We start from the raw sequence: 16,958 nt of genomic DNA on the forward strand, positions 1-16,958 counted from the left end.
AGAGTAACAATAAAGTTAAAAATAGAAGTAAAACTTTATCCGATCCTCATTTAGCCCTAGCTTGGTTGACCTGAGATCCATTGGCTAATTCCCCTTAGCAGGTGTTGATTGGGTTCTTTTGAGCAGCCATGAAACTCGAACTGACTCCCAGACAACGGAAGATCCTGTGGGCAACGGTGCGCAGGTATATTGCCACGGCAGAACCTGTCGGCTCCAAAACCTTGGCCCAGTCCTACAACCTCGGAGTCAGCACGGCTACCATTCGCAACGACTTGGCCACTTTGGAGCAGGTTGGGTTGCTGTTCCAGCCCCACACCTCTGCCGGTCGGATCCCTTCTGACTTTGGCTATCGGGTCTATGTGAACGATCTGTTGACCTCCGCCAACATGGATGAGATCCCGAGCGATGCTCCCCAGCCGGAGCCCCATCCTGCGCTGCAGCAGTTGCTGGATCAGCTCAACCGTGAGCTGGGGGACGACCTCGATAGCCTCTTGCAGAGGGTGGCACAGCTTTTGGCCCACTTGAGCGGTTGCATCGCTCTCATCACCCCTCCCCAGGGGCCGGTGGTAGCCGTTCACCATGTGCAGTTGCTGCCGGTGGGGCCAGGGCGGGTGATGGTGCTAGTGGTTACGGATTCCTACCAAACCCATTCGGCCTTGGTTAGCCCACCGGAGTGGCCCGACGATCGGCGCGAGGATCTGGAAGATGAGCTGCAGCTACTGAGCAACTTTCTCACCCTGAAGTTGCGGGGCAAGACTTTTGCCGAGCTGCAGGATCTGAGCTGGTTGAAGCTGGATGAGGAGTTTCGCGCTTACAGCCATTGGCTGCAGCAACTGCTGCGCTCGGTAGTGCAGCGCTACCTACGGCCCTCGCTGGGACAGGTGTTCAGCGCGGGCATGACGGAGCTGATGCGGCAGCCGGAGTTTTCCCAGGCCCAGCGGATGCAGGCGGTGGCCCAGTTGATCGAAAAGGGATCCGAGCAGCTTCAGGGGATGATCGGGCTCTATTCCATGCCAGATAGCCCGTCCACGGGCGAAGCAACTCTTTCGGCCACGGCGGCCAGGAACAAGGCATCCTCTAGCACTCCAGAGCAGGATCCATCCCACAACGTTCCCGTGATCATCTACATTGGCAGCGAGAACCCGCTGGAATCTCTGCACCACTGCACGGTCATTGCCTCAGTTTATCGCCGCCGCTCGGCGCCCCTGGGTGCGGTCACCCTGCTGGGGCCGACCCGCATGGCCTACGAGCGGAGCATCGCTGCTGTGCAGACGGTGGCCTCCCATCTCACTCGGGCCCTTGCCTGAGGGATCCCAGGGAGAACGCGAGGTCTGGGTTGCCCCCGAGCAATAGCCAACTGTGGCCAGGCTTTCTCCTCTTCACCTGCGGGTTCAGTGTGCCATTCGCGAGCGGCAACTGCTTCGCCCCGGCCAGCGGCTGCTGGTAGCTTTTTCTGGCGGACAAGATTCTTTTTCCCTGCTCCAGATCTTGCGGGATTTGCAGCCTCGCTGGGGCTGGCAGATCTTTGTTTTGCACTGTGATCACCGTTGGTCAGCCGATGAGACGGAGTGTGCCAAGTTTTTGCAGGGATGGCTGCAACAGCAGGGCCTGCCCCACGCCGTTGAGACTGCCGATCCCATCCGCTGGGATGAGGCGGGGGCCAGGGCTTGGCGCTACCAGCAACTGAACAAATGGGCGCGCACCTGGAGTTGCGAGGTGGTGACCACAGGGCACACGGCCAGCGACCGGGCGGAGACGTTTTTGTGGAACCTGCTGCGGGGCACGGGGGCTGCCGGCCTGGTCAGCCTAGATTGGCAACGGCGTTTGGACGAGCGGGATCCCACCTCCGCTTGGTTGGTGCGTCCCCTGCTGGGCCTTTCCCGCTGGGAAACGGAAGAGTTCTGCCGACAATACCAGTTGCCGGTCTGGCCGGATCGCAGCAACCAGGATCTGGCTCATGGCCGCAACCGCCTTCGCTTAGAGGTGATGCCCTATCTCAAGCAGCACTTTAACCCGCAACTGGAAGCGGCTTTGAATCGGGCAGCCACACTGTTGCAGGCAGAGCATGAGCTGGTGGTGGCGCAAGCCGCCCAACTGTGGTTACAGGTGTACGAGCCCGCTTTGCCGGGGCTGCAGCGGGATCCCTTGCGGGCTGCGCCCCTGGCTTTGCAGCGGCAGGTGATGTTTCAATTCTTGTCGCTGCTGCTGCCCCATCACCCAACTTTTGAGCAGGTGGAAGCCGGGATGCGGCTCCTGAAAGCAGGCCGCCGCAGCCGCAGCCCCGACTACCCTGGCGGAGGCTGGCTAGAGGTGAAGGGGGATCACCTGGTCTGGATCTCTGCTCAGTGAGAGCTCTCCCCCTCCTGCAACGGCTGAGAACCTCAACCAATAGTTAACAGCACAGTTCAGATTTGCACGGCAACTACCGTCCCAGAAAATCCTTACTGGGGACAAACGAGGGGCTACTCAGAGGAAGCTCGATGGGAGCCTCACAGAGGGTAAAGCTGGAGGCCTCGACTTTAGTGCGGGGAGGAAGGCTACTCTGGAACTTTGGTGGCCAAAGTGGCGACTCCTTCGCAAGATACCCCACTGTATACTGTAGGGGGGATAGCTCCTGCGCGAATGATGGAGCATGACTCAAGTTCTAACTATCTCCCGCAAGCTCAAGGTATCTGCGTCGCAAGCCGCCAAGCTGGATGCAACCAAGGCCTCCGGCCCGCTGGCGCGAGCGTGAACGAGTTAACTAACAGCCGCGCAGCCAGAGAGAGCGGCGGCGGTTGAACAGTTGGGCCTTCTACCCGTTGCGGCAGTTTGTGCACTACAAGGCAATGAGGGTAGGGGTCAAGGTTGTGGTGGTGCCGCCTGCCTGCAGCTCACAGACCTGCCACCGTTGCTTGTGGCTTGGCCAGCGGGAAGGGAAGCATTTTCGCTGTGTCAACCCCGTCTGTAGTTGGGAAGGGGATGCGGATTTTAACGCTGCCACTCGCGTTAGCGGGACGGAGTCCCTAAGCTCCCGACTTCAGTGGGGGAAGTTTACCCTGGCAAGCGAGCAAAGCTGACTCCTGGGTAGTAATAAGCCAAAATTTGGCGGTAGGTCCAGCCCTGACGGGCCAATTCTTGGGCACCCCACTGGCTCATGCCAATACCATGCCCGTACTTGGGATAGGGGCTAAAATCCGGCAGACTTCTCAGGTAAGGGATCCCGCTCACCCCAACGGTTTGGCTGCCGGCGCTGGCGCTGTACATGGCGTTTACAAATTGCCCCCCATACACCATGACGATGCCGCGGGTGGCGTGTGTTGCTGCTAGGGCGGCGGCTGAGCGCTGCGAGAGGCCCCGATACACCTGGGAGCGGGTGTCGCTAAACACATCAAACCAGCCGCGGGAATTGCGGTGGTGAAGAACATAGGTGCGGGCTGCCACCGCCTGGGCCTTGAGGGCCTCGGGCAAGAAGCGGGATCCCATCTCGGCTTCCACCACGCCGGCCACGTAGTCTTCCAGATCCACGTAGTTGATGGCCATTACCCTGTTATACCCGGTCAAGAGCACCTTGCCGGAATACCAGCGGCCATCCACCGCCACCAGGCCACCCGCTGGCGGCTCGATGAACAACACCGGGCTGACCACCCCCTGCAGGCGCACCCCTTGAGGGCCGGGCTGGGCTAGAAACCCTTGCATGGGCGGCAACTCGGCCAGCACCTCTTGGCGGCTGTTGGTCAGTTGGGCGGGGCGAGAAACCCCCACCACCACAGGGGCGGTGGCGTCGGCCAATTGCACACGCACCGTCACCCCCCAAGCGCTCTCTATCCATCCCCCTAAGGTGCCCACCAGCAGGGATCCCATCAGGGCAAGCCAACCCCGTGCTCCCATAGCCTCTGTCCAGAGTTCTTTTTTGTACAGCAACCCCAGCCTAGGATAGAGCAAATCGGACTTGGGAACGAAAATCAGGGTGCCTAAAGGGCGGGACGGGATCCCGTTGACAAGGGAGCGGGCGGATGGGGTTGCTCCAAAGGGAGAGGATCAGGTTGTCGAAACCGATCCGGTTCCAGGCCCAAGGCAAAGCACAGGGAGGATCCCGGTCGTCCATTGGAGAAGCAGAGAAAAGCTCCCAGCGAAGCCAATGCCAGAAGGGCCGCATAGCCGAACATGGCCCGATAGCCGGATCCCAGCGCCAGGGTGCCCAGGATCGGCCCCGCCAGCCCAATGCCCAAGTCAAACCCACACATCACCAAGCTGAACAAACGCCCCCGCTCCGCCGGCTCAGAGCGATCGGCTACCAGGGCGGAGATCAGCGGGATCAAGGTGCCAAAACCCGACCCCACCACGATCCCGGCGACAAGAAAAGCCCCGACGCTGTCGGCAACCAACAGGATCCCCATCGCCAGAGCATAGGTGGCCAAGCTCAGAGAGATAAACGGCCCCCGCCCGTAGCGATCGGAAGCGCGACCAGCCAGCAGGCGCACGCCGAAGCTGGCAAAGGCCACCGCCGTATAAAAAAGACCGGGATTGAGGGGAACTCCGACCTCTTGGATCAACAGGGCCACAAAAGTAGTCTGGGTGCCGAAGGCCAGCCCCACCAAGAGCATGACCCCAGCGAGAGAGCACACCTTGGGGTTGAGCACAAGGCTCCAAAACGCTCCATCCGGGGGCAGGGATCCCCAACCCCCACGGCGCTGCTCGCGAACCGATTGGGTACAGAGAAAGCCCACCAACCCCAGCAGAGCGGCAAAGAGAAACAGAGGGCCATAACCAACCAGCTCCTGCAAAAAGCCGCCCAAAGCAGGGCCGATGGCTACACCAATGGGATTGACCAAACTCATGTAGCCCAAGATCTCGCCGCGTTTTGCTTCCGGGGCAAAATCCGCCACCAAAGTAACGTAGGCGGTGGCAAAAGCGGCGATGCTGATCCCGTGAAAGGCCCGCACCAGCGCTATCCACGGGATCCAATCCCAGAGCCAGTACCCCAAAGGCGCCATCCCCGCCGCGCCCATGCCGATGAGCAAGACGATCCGGCGACTATGGCCATCCGCCAGCCGCCCCAACCAAGGGCGAAAAGCCAGCAGCCCAATCGAGAAGGCCCCCATCACCAAGCCCACCTCTTGGCTGGTGCCGCCCACATCCCGGACGTAGAGCGGCAGTGTGGGCAACAGCGAAGACAGACTGGCCCAAAAGAGCAGCCCGGCCACGAAGAGAATGCCCAAGTTGCGCCGCTGCGCCGGCTGTAGCTGCCCGAATACCCTCACGCCCACTCCCGATGAAACTCTCACAACCCTGCCAGGGAGCAAAGCCGTCTCCACAGCATCCCTGAACAGAAATATTACGAAATGTCTATTTGGGTGCTGACTTTTTCAATCTTAACCTCTTGTCTGGAACTGTGCAGGATCCCTGTTCAGGGGCAGCCGTTAGCCTGGAAGTGGCCTTTTTGTACGCTTGCCTATGGCGGAACGGTCAGATCCCTTGACTCGCAGTTTGGTTGCCCTGATTCGGGGCTACCAGATAGGCATCTCCCCTTGGCTGCCTCCTGCGTGCCGCTACTACCCCACCTGCTCCCAGTACACGCTGGAAGCAGTGCGGCGCTACGGCGCCATCCGAGGCAGTTGGCTGGGGATCCGCCGCCTCTGCCGCTGCCACCCTTGGCATCCGGGGGGCTACGACCCGGTGCCCGACTTGCCGGGATCCGCACCTGACGAAACTTATCGCCCCAGCCGAGATTGATTGACGAGGGGGATCCCTGTCAGGCCAAGATCGGTGTTGCCGGAAAAGGCTGTATTTGGGAGCCGGTCAGTCAGGAATAGCAGGCCACCGCCTCGATTTCCACCAAGGCATTCAAGGGCAAGCCAGCCACCTGCACGCAAGAGCGGGCCGGCGCCGGGTCTGCGGCAAAAAACTCTCGATAAACCTCGTTCATGGCGGCAAAGTCTTTCATATCCGCCAAAAAAACGGTTGTCTTCACCACATTGGCCAGGCTCGTGCCCCCTGCTTCCAGCACCGCCTTCAGGTTCAGCAACGCCTGCCGAGTTTGCGAGGCAACATCTTCTCCCGCCAACTTGCCGGTTTTGGGATCCAGGCCCACCTGGCCGGCGGCAAACAGAAAGGGCCCCGAAGCAACAACGCCCTGGCTGTAAGGGCCGACAGGAACAGGAGCGGCCTCGGTTTGCACCTCCCGAGGGCCTGGCCCAGTTTGGCCCTGCGGGTGGCTCATCGCGGAATTGGCCAGATTGCTCGGCTCCATAGAGGTTTGCCCCCGTGAAGAGAAGCTCTTTCGCTACGCTACCACAGGCGGATCCCAGAGAAGACGAACCCGCAATGCCAAAATAGGCTTGTCGGGAAGAAAAAGTACTCATGCCTTTGATCAAGTTGCAAACCTCTCTGCAGCCAGAACCTGCCGCCGTGGCAGACCTACTCAAGTTCCTCTCTGCTGCTCTGGCTAAGCAGTTGGGCAAGTCGGAAGCCTACGTGATGACTGCTTTTGAAGGAGGGATCCCGATGACCTTTGCCGGCAGCGCCGATCCCTGCTGCTATGTAGAGATCAAGAGTATTGGGCAGTTTTCTGCCGAACAAACCCGATCCCTGAGCGAGTTTTTTTGCAGCACCATCGAGGACAAATTGGGGATCCCCAGGAAGAGGATTTACATTGAGTTCGGCGATGCCAAAGGCTATCTTTGGGGATGGAACGGCACGACCTTTGGGTGAAAGCTACTTCGCACAAGTCAGGTATTTCCTAGCCTGGCTGCTCTAGCCTATCTAGCAACAGCTTTCTGATGCTCCCGACCGCCGTGGCAGACCCCACCCAACCCAGAACAAATCCCGCAAAGCAGCAGCTTCTGCTGAAGCTTGCTGGCGTTTTGGGCGTGGCCGTTCTTGTTTTTTGGGCAGCCCATCGATTGGGATTTTTTGAAGTTATTCAAGACTGGTTCGCCGAGGCTCTGGGCTGGGTGGAAGGCTTGGGGCCGGTGGGGCCGGTGCTTTTCATTGCCATCTACATTGTGGCCACTGTGCTGCTTCTGCCGGCTTCGGTGCTGACCTTGGGCGCAGGGGCTGTGTTTGGGGTGCTGGCTGGGGCTTTGTACGTGCTGATTGGGGCAACCATTGGAGCCAATTTGGCCTTTCTCATTGGGCGCTACTTGGCGCGGGAACGGGTGGCCAGATGGATCGAGGGCAATCCCCGGTTTGCGGCCATCGATCGGGCGGTGGGGCGCGAGGGATGGAAGATCGTCGGCTTGATTCGTCTGTCGCCCGCCTTTCCCTTTAATCTGCTCAACTACGCTCTGGGACTGACCCAAGTTTCTTTTCTGAATAACCTGCTGGGCACCGTCGGGATCGTGCCGGGCACCTTTATGTATGTGTACATCGGCTCGCTGGCGGGATCCCTGGCCAACAGGGAAGGCCTGGATCCCCAAGCGCAAATGGTTCAGTGGGCCGTTCGCCTTGTGGGCCTCATCGCCACCGTAGCTGCCACCGTCTACATCACCCGTGTGGCTCGGCAAGCCCTACGGGAAGTGGTGGAGCCTGTCTAGGCCAATCCAAGTCAGGTTTGAACTGGGGAGCCCGCGGGGGGTTAGCAGCGTCCACCCTTGCGCAGAGGCTTAGCCAACCAGTTGGCAGAGGGTCTCCTGCCTTTCTCGGTCTTGTTCGGCCAGTTCCTGGATGGCGCGTTGGTACACCTGGGCGGGTGTGGATCCCTGGTTAACCTGTCTCAGCCAGCGCTGGGCCTCATTGCCTTCCTGGAGCAGGGTTTGCAAGGGAGCCAAGAAGCAACCCAGCCCCTGGGGCTGGCCCAGGCGCCACGCTTCAGTCAGCAGCTCTTCAATCCACTCCTGGGCTAAGCATTCCCGGCCGGTGCGCCAGTCGATCAGCCGAGCTTGCAGGGACTCACGGGCAGCAGCCTGCTCGTTGGCCTCGCAAAGACTCTCCAGCTCCGCTGGGGTAAAGGGCCCCCCCAAGGGATCCAGCGCCTCCGGCTGAGATAGCAATTGCCAAAGGCGGGCCTCCACCAAGGCGGTGATGGCCAGGATCATCACCGGATCTGCCACCAGGTCGCAGATGCGCAGCTCCACCCGGTTAAGCTGGTAGGGCCGCTCCGGGCCGTTGGGCCGTACAGAAGTCCAGAGGTGGCGCACGTTCTGCATCGTGCCCAGGGCCAGTTGCTCCTGCATCCAGGCGATGTAGTGGGCGTGATCCCGGAAGAAGGGCACCTGGGCCGGCGTTTTAGGAAACACCTGCCAACGGCTGGAATGATAGCCCGTTACCTGGCCGTCCAGAAAAGGAGAAGAAGCGCTCAGGGCCAAATAAAGAGGGGCTTCCGCCCGCAATAGGCGACAGGCGAGGAAAATGGCTTCCGTATCCGGCAGACCGACATTGATGTGGATGCTGGCGGTCACCACCCGCGTGCCGTAGGTGCGCTCGATGTAGTCGTGGTAGGGGTTGCCCGGATCCGAGCGCTCGAAGTGGTCACTGCCGCCCAAAGCCAGCGTGCTCCCCGGCAGCAAGGTGTAGGGGCCAAGACGGCGCAAAAACTGCCGCAGTTGCAGGCGAGGCCGAAGCAAGGCACAGAGCAGGTCTTCGTAGCGGCGAAGGGGCGGGGTGATGTACTCGACGTTGCGCCGATCGGGTTCTCGCATAAACTCCGGCAAAGCCTGGCAGATGCGATCCGATAGGCCCACCACTTCCCCGGCGGCGGTGCCGGTGTACATCTCCACCTCAAAGCCCTTGGTCAACAGCACAGGCCAGCCTCCAGCCGCAGCCTCCTTAGTCTACCTTTTTCCTCCTCTACCCATTTTCCCAGTCTCGCCCCACATTACAATGTCGGCAGCACTTGAAGGCAGAAGTAAGGCGAGATGCGGGATCCCATCTATATCCTAGGGGCGGGGCCGGCGGGCATGGCGGCTGCCTATCGCTTAACCCAGCTGGGCTTCCCCGTGGTGGTGGTGGAACGAGAAGACAGGGTTGGGGGCCTGGCCAAAAGCATTCGCTACCAGGGGTTCATTCTCGACTATGGCCCGCACCGGTTTTTTACCAAGATCCCAGCGGTGCTGGAGCTGTGGAACCGGGTTTTGGGATCCGAACAGGTGACTGTCCGGCGGCTTACCCGCATCTACTACCGCAAGCAATATTTTCAGTACCCCATCCAAGCTTGGGAAGTCCTGCGCAAAGTTGGCTGGTGGGAAAGTCTGCTCATTGTCCTTTCCTACCTCTGGGCCCAACTCATCCCCCGCCCAGCTCCCCAGAACTTTGCCGACTGGGTCAAAGGAAAATTTGGTAGCCGGCTTTTTCAGATGTTCTTCAAAGGCTACACGGAAAAGCTGTGGGGGATCCCTTGTACCGAAATCAGTGCCGATTGGGCTGCCCAGCGCATCAAAGGTCTTAGCCTTGGGCAAGCCATCCGCAAGGCCCTGGGGTGGAAGCGCGGCTCTGTCAAATCACTGATTGACCAATTTCAGTTTCCTCGCCTGGGATCCGGTCAGCTCTACGAAAAAATGCAGGAGTTTTTGCTGGCCGAGGGTCAAGAAGTTTGGCTAAATACGGAGGTCATCGCCCTTAGGCAGGAGGGATCCCGGATTGTTGAGCTGCAACTGCGCCATCTTCAGGATGGAAGGGAAACATGGGTCTCCCCCTCCCACGTCATCTCTTCGATCCCTCTGACAGTGTTGGTGCAGAGCCTGCGGGAACTGCCTCCCCCAGAAGTGCTGCAGGCAGCCCGCAACCTCAAGTTTCGCAACACGGTTTTGGTTTACTTGATTGTGGAGGGATCCCAGCTTTTCCCCGACAACTGGCTGTATATCAACGACCCAACAGTGCAGGTTGGTCGGGTAACCAACTTTGCCAATTGGTCACCGGCTATGCTCCCCAACCGGGAACAAACCCCCTTGTGCTGTGAGTATTGGTGCAACTTTGGGGATCCCTTGTGGCAAGCCCCTGAGGAGGAATTGCTGACTTTGGCTGAGAAGGAGCTACGCCAAATTGGCCTGCTGCAAGGCCAGAAGATCTGCGGCGGCTTTGTGGTGCGCCTGCCCCGCACCTATCCTATCTATGCCGGCAGCTACAAAGAAGATCTAGCCATTTTGCAGAGGTATCTTGGCCAGTTTGAAAACTTGCAACTGGTGGGTCGCTACGGCTCGTTTAAGTACAACAACCAGGATCACAGCTTGCTGATGGGCCTATTGGCGGCGGAAAACGTCCTCCGCCCCGGCAGCCACGATCTCTGGCAGGTGAACTCCGATGACGATTACCAAGAAGAGATCAAAGTGCCACCCCCACCTGCGAAGGTCCGGCGATGAGCTTCTCTCTTAGCCATCTGTTGCGGCAAAGCCGGCAGCGTCTTGCCCCTTTCTCTATCCAGGTTCTGCTGCCAAGCTTAGCCTTGACAGGGTTGCAGATCTTCTTAATCTCCCTTTGGAGCCAGGAGGATGACTATGCTTCCATCTTCAAGGGTTTAACCCAGTGGGATAGCCATTGGTATTTGGGGATTGTGCGGCAGGGCTATCAGTTTGTCGGCTTTGACAAGATTGCCTACGAGCAGAGCAATGTGGCCTTCTTTCCTGGCTACCCTCTGGCCGTTATTGCCCTCAGCCGCTTGTTGCGGGTTGAGCCTGAGTTAGGGCTTTACCTGACCGCCCAGCTCTTTTGCTGGCTGGTGTGGGTTTATCTCCTTCTACTTTACCGTCTCTGGCAGATTCCCTTGCTTTGGCAAGTCCTGGCAAGTTTGATGATCTTGGTCTATCCCAGCAGCTTTTACCTTGTCGTGGGCTACAGCGAGTCCCTCTTTACGGCCAGCTTGTTGGGTTTTTTCTATTGGTCGGCCCACTTGAATTCAATGAGGTCAGGGCTCCTAGCCGGGATCCACGGTTTGGTGATGAGTGCCACCCGCATTGTGGGTTTGCCGGTGGCGCTGGTTCCTCTGCTGCGGCTATCCCGCCCTTGGTTTTGGACAGCCAGCGCCGTTGTTTTGGCCTTGTCGGGCGGGCTGAGTTTTTTCCTCTACTGTCAGCTCCGCTTTGGCCGCTGGGATCTCTACATAGAAATGCAGCGCTACTTTGGCCCCAGTTCTTTCGATTACCTGGCTATTATTCAACCTCGTACTTATGCCCCCCTCTTTTCTCTTGGGTACTGGCAGTCTTTGTTTTCCTTTTCCGAGGCTTTGGGGGATGGGATATGGGCCATTTCCCTCAGTCAACTGTTTGTTCCCCTCACCCTGGGATCCCTAGTTGTTACCAGTTTGCTGGATGGGTGGAGTGTCCTGGCCGGCAAGAGCCGGCGCTGGCAGGAGCGGCTGGGGCTCCATTTGGCTGCCTGGATTATGTTCTCCATTTCCGTGGCCGGCATGAGTGCCGTGGCCCAGAGAAGTATGATCCGCTACTGCCTGCCGGTTCACACCCTGCAGGTGCTGGCCTGGTTGCATGGGATCAGATACACCGATTTCAGCTTCATCCCCCAACAGGTGCGTTTCTATCTTGGCAGTGTCCTGAGGCTGGGCTACTGGATCTTGGCTTTAGTCTTCTTTGCCCTAAACCAAATCCTCACCTGGCGCTACGTCCAGCATCTTTGGGTCGCTTGATCGAACCTTGGTGGTGAAGCTGATGAGTTTGCGCCCTGGCCCTCTGCTGCAGCAGATTCGCAAATGTTTAGTTGGCTTTTCTACTCGGATTTTTTTGCTGGGCTTAGCGCTGACTATCCTACAAGTGTTAACGATATACCTCTGGACAAAACGCGGCAGCTATGCTTCTGCTTTTACAGCCCTGAGCCAGCGCGATAGCTATTGGTACCTGAGCATTGTGGAGCGGGGGTATCAGTTTGTGGGCTTTGACAAGATTGCCTACGAGCAGAGCAATGCAGCTTTCTTTCCCGGCTATCCGCTGGCAGTGACCATAATGAGCCGCCTATTAGGAGTTGATCCGGAGCTGGGGCTTTATCTCACTGCCCAGCTCTTTTGCTGGCTGATGTGGATTTACCTTTTCCTATTTTACCGCCGCTGGCAGATCCCCTTGCTTTGGCAAGCTTTGGCAAGTTTGATGATCTTGGTCTATCCCAGCAGCTTTTACCTTGTCGTGGGCTACAGCGAGTCCCTCTTTACGGCCAGCTTGTTGGGTTTTTTCTATTGGTCGGCCCACTTGAATTCAATGAGGTCAGGGCTCCTAGCCGGGATCCACGGTTTGGTGATGAGTGCCACCCGCATTGTGGGTTTGCCGGTGGCGCTGGTTCCTCTGCTGCGGCTATCCCGCCCTTGGTTTTGGACAGCCAGCGCCGTTGTTTTGGCCTTGTCGGGCGGGCTGAGTTTTTTCCTCTACTGTCAGCTCCGCTTTGGCCGCTGGGATCTCTACCTGGAAATGCAGCGCTACTTCACTGGCGTGCAGGCCAATTACCAAGCCCTTTTCCAAGCTTCTACCTATGTTCTTTCCCCTGAGCGATGGCAAGTCTTGCTCTCTCCTTCTGCACCCGTGAAGGATCCTGGCCTGTGGTCTGATGCTCTCAGCCAACTGTTTGTGTCTGTTACGTTGGGATCCCTGATTGTTGCAAGTTTGGTAGAGGGGCTCAGTGTCCTGGCCGGCAAGAGCCAGCGCTGGCGGGAGCGGCTGGGGCTCCATTTGGCTGCCTGGGCCATGTTCTACATCGCTGTAGCCGGCATGAGTCCCCTGGGCCAGCGAAGCATGATTCGCTACTGCCTGCCGGTTCACGTCGTACACGTGCTGGCTCTCGTGCACTGGGCCAAGCACACAGATTTGGGCTTTCTTCCCCTCTGGGCTCGTCCCCACCTGAGCAGAGTTCTCAAGCTGGGCTATGGGCTTCTGGCTCTCATCTTCCTCGTTCTCAACCAGATCTTGACCTGGCGCTACGTTCGCCATCTCTGGGTAGCTTGACTCCACTTTCTTGAAGATAGGATGTGAGGGATCCCGACTTCTCCCCAACTACGAGCTGTGGCCTTTTCTTCTCCTCGCAAGTTGCCTCGGCAGAAATCGTCCCTGCGGGTGGCTCAGACCATCGACCCCGCCAAGATTTACCCCTGCCCCTGTTGCCACCAAGGTCAGTTGCGCCTGATTACCCTGACCGAGGCTTTTGGCTGCAGCCGTTGCCAGCATATTTTCGCCATCACCCCCGACCGTTTGCACATTGAGCAACTGGCGGTTTCCTACCCCTACCGCAAAATGTGGTTCTGGAACGGCCATCAATGGGTGTTGCGCCGGCAAAGCACTTTCCAGGGATCCATGCTCTTGGGCCTCACCCTCAGCCTGGGGGTTGCTTTGGGGGTGGGGTTTCTCAGCGCGGTGCTCTTTCCCAGCCAAGCCCAGTTGCTCAGTTGGTTCCTGATTCTTTGCCTGTTGTTAACGCTGTTGATGGCGACGGCAATCCTGCTGCTGCGTCGGCCTTGAGATGCTTGGGATCGTTGCCAGGGATCCCCAGTTTCAGCTCTTGTGGATCTAGCCATTTCTTGTTAGCAGTGGTCAGGAGCAGGTCTGTCGTCGGTCAGCCAGGCAGGAGGGAAGCGAGTGACCGATTTTGGTTCAGCTTTTGACCTCAGCACCACCCTGCGCCAGGTGCGCCGCTTGCTGCCTCAGCTCCAGCGCTTGAGCGGCGAAACCAAACGCCAGGCCCTGCTGGCCCTCTCGCGCCGTTTGCTGGAGCGCTCCGATATCCTCTTAGAGGCCAATACCCTCGACCTGGAAAGCTGCCGCGAGCAAACTGTGCCGGAGTGGATCCTCAACGGCCTCAAGCTCACCCCGGAGCGCCTGCAGCGATCCGCCCAGTTGCTTGCTCTCTTGGCCCAACAGCCGGATCCCATCGGCAGCCTGGAGAGGGGGTACCGTCAGGACAACGGGCTGTTCATTGGCCGCTACCGCGTCCCCTTGGGGGTGGTGGCTTTGGTCTATGAGATCTACCCCGAGTTTGCCCTCAACGGCATTGGCATGGGTCTCAAGACGGGCAATGGCGTGCTCTTGGCCAGCGGCGGCCCCATCCAGAAAACCCACCAGGCTCTAGTTACCCTATTGGCAGAAACAGCTTACGAACACGGGATCCCAGAAGGAGCTATTCAAGCCTTGCCCACCCAAGACCGGCCGGCGGATCCCCAAGAGGACTCGCTGCTGCTACTGCTGCTGCAGCAAACCCGCTACGTGGATCTGGTAATCCCCTGTGGTCGCCCCGGCTGGGTGGAGTTTCTCCTGCAGGCTAGCAAAGTGCCGATCCTGGCTACCCACCTGGGCTATGGCCATGTTTATCTGGATCGCACCGCTCCCTGGCCTTTGGTGAAGTCAGCTTTGCTGGATCCCTTGGCTCGCTATGGCCCAGAAGGGATCCCCATCTACCAGCCCCTCACCCTCTGGCTGCTGATCCACGCCGACTGGGCCGCCAGCCATCTGCCAGCGCTGGTCGAAGCTTTGCTCAGTCAGGGGGAGGTCGATGTCCAGGCGGCCGCCCCAATTCTAGAGCAATTTCCCCAGCTCCAGCCGCTGGGAGAAGGGTTTGACTCCACCCGGCGTCCCCATCTGCGCCTCCAGCTAGTAGCGGATTTAACGGAGGCTATCGCCTGGATTAACAAAAACGGTTACCATCAGTCGGAAACCATCCTCACTGATAGCCAGGCGGCGGCCCAGCGCTTTCTCCAGGAGGTGGATGCGGCCCTTATCCACATCAACACCACGCCCCTCTCAGCAGGCCGCGGAAGCGGGATCCCTACCTTGGGGGCGATTCGCGACCCGTCCCTGGGCATTTCTACCCAGCGGCTGCATGTGCGCGGGCCCATCGACCTGGAAGCCCTGACAACTGTAAAGGTGGTGGCCCAGGGCGGCCTGTAGCCGTGGGAGGGTGGGATCCCGCTGGCCCCCTTCTCCAAAGCTGGCCAGATCAGGCGAGACTGAAGATAGGGATCCACTCCCAGCTTGTCATCCCACAAAGCCCAGGCGACTAGGGGAGAACTCCTTTGGGGATTGACCTACGCAGCTACGTGTTTTTGGATCGGCTCCAGCCCCAATACGCCGCCTATCTGGGCACGGTGGCCCAGGGCTTTTTGCCCCTGCCGGGGGACACTTCCCTCTGGGTCGAGATTTCCCCCGGCATTGAGATCAACCGCGTCATGGACATCGCCCTCAAAGCCACCTCGGTAAGGCCAGGGTTGCAGGTAGTAGAGCGCCTCTACGGTCTTTTGGAGGTTCACTCCAGCAACCAGGGGGATACCCGCACTGCCGGGCGGGCCATCCTGGCGGCTTTGGGGGTGAGTGAAAGGGAGCGCCTAAGGCCGCGCATCATCTCTAGCCAGATCATCCGCAACATCGATCCCCACCAAACCCAGTTGATCAACCGTTTCCGCCGCGGCCAGATGCTTCTTGCGGGCCAAACCCTTTACATCCTGGAGGTGCAGCCGGCAGGCTATGCCCCCCTGGCCGCCAATGAGGCAGAAAAATCGGCCCGGATCAACATCCTCGAGGTGATGCCTTTTGGTAGCTTTGGCCGCGTCTACTTGGGCGGGGAAGAGCAAGATATCCTAGCCGCCTGTCGGGCCGCCGAGGAAAGCTTGGCAGCGATTTCTGGGCGGGATCCCTTGCTGTTGCCTGAGGAGGTATAGCCAATGGCGGAATCGGATCCCAAGTCTTCGCCCAAAGCCAGCTTGCCCCAGGATCTGACGGCGGATCGGGTGAGGCTGCTCACGGAACTGGCTGCTCCTTACCGCAGTTTGCGGCGCTTTGTCTACCTGGCGGTGGGGTTCTCGGCTACCGTTGGGGCATTTGTGTTTTTCTTTCGGGCCTTGGCAGGGCGGGATCTGGAGACTACCCTGCCCAGCTTGGCTTTACAGTTAGGGATCCTGGCCGGCGCCCTTGGCCTAAACAGGCTGGAAAACCGCTCCCAGCAAAAGCTGGTCAGACAGATGAGGCAGCGCCTTAGCAGCCAAAAAGAGTCGCCCTCTCCACCCAAGGGTGATCCCCTGTACCAGCGCAGGGACAGTTAGCCCGTCAATCGTCCCAGTCCTCTTGGCGGGGATCTGGGTCGTCCTCCGCCTCGGCGCTCGGCAGATAGTGGCGATCCCTGGCGGGGGCTGCCTGGGGCCATTTTTGAACCATTTGGATGGCGAGAAAGGCAACCAAGGCAACCACAACTGCCCAGGTGAGAATTGGAATCGCTAGGATCACCACCGTACCCAACACGTAGATAGCCACCTTAGGCAAGGAGGGATCCACCCTCCAGCCGCGGCGGTATACCCAGTTGGTAAGCTGCCGATCCCAGCGGCGCAGGCGAGGGATGTTCTCCTCATAGATTTCCTGCAAAATGCCGGCCAAAACGGGTCCCAGGCGGCGCATCTGGCTTCGGGTTTGCCTTCTCCAATTCCGCACCGAGCGTCCCATTCGTAGGATCCTTGCCCTGCTCTTCCTCAAGCGATCCTAGCCCAACCGCGAGGGCGACCTTCCCGTCGGGGCGGCAAGGGATCCGGGGGGATGTAAATTTGTTTGAACATTTGGATCGGAGATTGGGGTGGCTGGGCAGGACTACAGTACACTGAGGGCACCTGTGCAGTGGTGTTGCTGCCACGCCCTTCGGTAAACCTTTTTTAATCTCTCAAACAGCTCGACTGGAGAACGCCAATGGCTCACACGGTCAAGATCTACGACACTTGCATCGGTTGTACTCAGTGTGTGCGGGCCTGCCCTACCGATGTGTTGGAAATGGTGCCCTGGAAGGGGAACAACAAGGCCGGCATGATCGCCGCTGCCCCCCGCACCGAAGACTGTGTTGGCTGCAAACGCTGTGAGACTGCTTGCCCCACCGATTTCCTGAGCATCCGCGTCTATCTTGGGCCCGAAACCACCCGCAGCATGGGCCTGGCTTACTAAGCCGCCGGCAGGTTGGGTTGCAATTTTTTGCGATTGCCCGCCCGCTCAAGGAAACAGCATCTTTAACTTCAACGTAAGGCGCGGGATTCCCCACCGTCTATACGGTGGGGAGGGATAGCGCCTCCTGACTGATTCTGGATATAT

18 protein-coding genes and 1 pseudogene are annotated in these 16,958 nt (G+C 59.1%); 14 read left to right on the forward strand and 5 right to left on the reverse strand.

What is annotated here, in order from left to right; genetic code table 11:
- The first annotated feature begins 128 nt into the window (after nt 1-128).
- From hrcA to NW845_RS06340, 3 genes and pseudogenes are all read left to right on the forward strand, one after another.
- Nucleotides 129-1,307: a heat-inducible transcriptional repressor HrcA gene (gene hrcA / locus NW845_RS06330; protein ID WP_414365223.1), complete on the forward strand. Its 1,179-nt coding sequence runs from the start codon at nt 129-131 to the stop codon at nt 1,305-1,307.
- Between the two features lie 52 nt (nt 1,308-1,359).
- Nucleotides 1,360-2,349 carry a tRNA lysidine(34) synthetase TilS gene (gene tilS / locus NW845_RS06335; protein WP_414365221.1) on the forward strand — a complete coding sequence of 330 codons (990 nt, stop codon included), beginning with the start codon at nt 1,360-1,362 and terminating at the stop codon, nt 2,347-2,349.
- Nucleotides 2,350-2,747: 398 nt separating this feature from the next.
- Nucleotides 2,748-2,993, forward strand: a pseudogene (locus NW845_RS06340) (zinc ribbon domain-containing protein); the annotation flags it as partial.
- 40 nt (nt 2,994-3,033) lie between these two features.
- Here NW845_RS06340 and NW845_RS06345 read toward each other — a convergent pair.
- Both NW845_RS06345 and NW845_RS06350 read right to left on the reverse strand, forming a co-directional pair.
- Nucleotides 3,034-3,870, reverse strand: coding sequence for a SpoIID/LytB domain-containing protein (locus tag NW845_RS06345; protein WP_414365219.1), 837 nt, complete (start codon nt 3,868-3,870; stop codon nt 3,034-3,036).
- 83 nt (nt 3,871-3,953) lie between these two features.
- The gene (locus tag NW845_RS06350; RefSeq protein WP_414334093.1) at nt 3,954-5,243 is read right to left on the reverse strand and encodes an MFS transporter; all 1,290 of its coding nucleotides are present in this window, start codon (nt 5,241-5,243) and stop codon (nt 3,954-3,956) included.
- A 193-nt stretch (nt 5,244-5,436) separates the two neighbouring features.
- Between NW845_RS06350 and yidD the strand changes: the two genes are divergently transcribed.
- Nucleotides 5,437-5,715 carry a membrane protein insertion efficiency factor YidD gene (gene yidD, locus NW845_RS06355; RefSeq protein ID WP_414377569.1) on the forward strand — a complete coding sequence of 93 codons (279 nt, stop codon included), beginning with the start codon at nt 5,437-5,439 and terminating at the stop codon, nt 5,713-5,715.
- Nucleotides 5,716-5,785: 70 nt separating this feature from the next.
- Here yidD and NW845_RS06360 read toward each other — a convergent pair whose 3' ends face one another.
- The gene (locus NW845_RS06360) at nt 5,786-6,160 is read right to left on the reverse strand and encodes a RidA family protein (RefSeq protein WP_414369006.1); all 375 of its coding nucleotides are present in this window, start codon (nt 6,158-6,160) and stop codon (nt 5,786-5,788) included.
- A gap of 182 nt (nt 6,161-6,342) precedes the next feature.
- Between NW845_RS06360 and NW845_RS06365 the strand changes: the two genes are divergently transcribed.
- Together NW845_RS06365 and NW845_RS06370 are read left to right on the forward strand one after the other, a co-directional pair.
- Nucleotides 6,343-6,693, forward strand: a complete 351-nt coding sequence (locus NW845_RS06365; protein ID WP_414377570.1) for a phenylpyruvate tautomerase MIF-related protein — start codon at nt 6,343-6,345, stop codon at nt 6,691-6,693.
- A 158-nt stretch (nt 6,694-6,851) separates the two neighbouring features.
- Nucleotides 6,852-7,517: a TVP38/TMEM64 family protein gene (locus tag NW845_RS06370; RefSeq protein WP_414377572.1), complete on the forward strand. Its 666-nt coding sequence runs from the start codon at nt 6,852-6,854 to the stop codon at nt 7,515-7,517.
- A 69-nt stretch (nt 7,518-7,586) separates the two neighbouring features.
- On the opposite strand, the gene gshA is transcribed toward NW845_RS06370, so the two are convergent.
- Nucleotides 7,587-8,723, reverse strand: coding sequence for a glutamate--cysteine ligase (gshA, locus tag NW845_RS06375; RefSeq protein WP_414377575.1), 1,137 nt, complete (start codon nt 8,721-8,723; stop codon nt 7,587-7,589).
- 114 nt (nt 8,724-8,837) lie between these two features.
- Between gshA and NW845_RS06380 the strand changes: the two genes are divergently transcribed.
- The 7 genes from NW845_RS06380 (at nt 8,838) to NW845_RS06410 (ending at nt 15,934) form a co-directional block, all read left to right on the forward strand.
- Nucleotides 8,838-10,277 (forward strand): NAD(P)/FAD-dependent oxidoreductase, encoded by a 1,440-nt coding sequence (locus tag NW845_RS06380; RefSeq protein WP_414377578.1) that lies wholly within the window; start codon nt 8,838-8,840, stop codon nt 10,275-10,277.
- Nucleotides 10,274-11,554, forward strand: a complete 1,281-nt coding sequence (locus NW845_RS06385; protein WP_414377580.1) for a hypothetical protein — start codon at nt 10,274-10,276, stop codon at nt 11,552-11,554. Before NW845_RS06380 ends, NW845_RS06385 begins: the two co-directional genes overlap by 4 nt.
- A 22-nt stretch (nt 11,555-11,576) precedes the next feature.
- Nucleotides 11,577-12,854 carry a hypothetical protein gene (locus NW845_RS06390; protein ID WP_414377582.1) on the forward strand — a complete coding sequence of 426 codons (1,278 nt, stop codon included), beginning with the start codon at nt 11,577-11,579 and terminating at the stop codon, nt 12,852-12,854.
- A gap of 57 nt (nt 12,855-12,911) precedes the next feature.
- A complete protein-coding gene (locus NW845_RS06395) occupies nt 12,912-13,364 on the forward strand; it encodes a hypothetical protein (protein WP_414366283.1) in 453 nt (150 codons plus the stop codon).
- 117 nt (nt 13,365-13,481) lie between these two features.
- Nucleotides 13,482-14,786, forward strand: coding sequence for a gamma-glutamyl phosphate reductase (locus tag NW845_RS06400; protein ID WP_414377585.1), 1,305 nt, complete (start codon nt 13,482-13,484; stop codon nt 14,784-14,786).
- 125 nt (nt 14,787-14,911) lie between these two features.
- A complete protein-coding gene (locus NW845_RS06405; protein WP_414366285.1) occupies nt 14,912-15,553 on the forward strand; it encodes a hypothetical protein in 642 nt (213 codons plus the stop codon).
- A 3-nt stretch (nt 15,554-15,556) separates the two neighbouring features.
- Nucleotides 15,557-15,934: a DUF3493 domain-containing protein gene (locus tag NW845_RS06410; RefSeq protein ID WP_414377588.1), complete on the forward strand. Its 378-nt coding sequence runs from the start codon at nt 15,557-15,559 to the stop codon at nt 15,932-15,934.
- A gap of 4 nt (nt 15,935-15,938) precedes the next feature.
- Here NW845_RS06410 and NW845_RS06415 read toward each other — a convergent pair whose 3' ends face one another.
- Entirely contained in the window at nt 15,939-16,283 is a 345-nt protein-coding gene (locus tag NW845_RS06415; RefSeq protein ID WP_414377591.1) for a hypothetical protein, read from the reverse strand.
- 282 nt (nt 16,284-16,565) lie between these two features.
- On the opposite strand from NW845_RS06415, the gene psaC reads away from it, so the two are divergent.
- Nucleotides 16,566-16,814, forward strand: coding sequence for a photosystem I iron-sulfur center protein PsaC (gene psaC, locus NW845_RS06420; protein ID WP_011429399.1), 249 nt, complete (start codon nt 16,566-16,568; stop codon nt 16,812-16,814).
- Nucleotides 16,815-16,958: the final 144 nt, after the last annotated feature.

This window comes from Synechococcus sp. H60.2 (genome assembly GCF_047462315.1).
Taxonomy (GTDB): Bacteria; Cyanobacteriota; Cyanobacteriia; order Thermostichales; family Thermostichaceae; genus Thermostichus.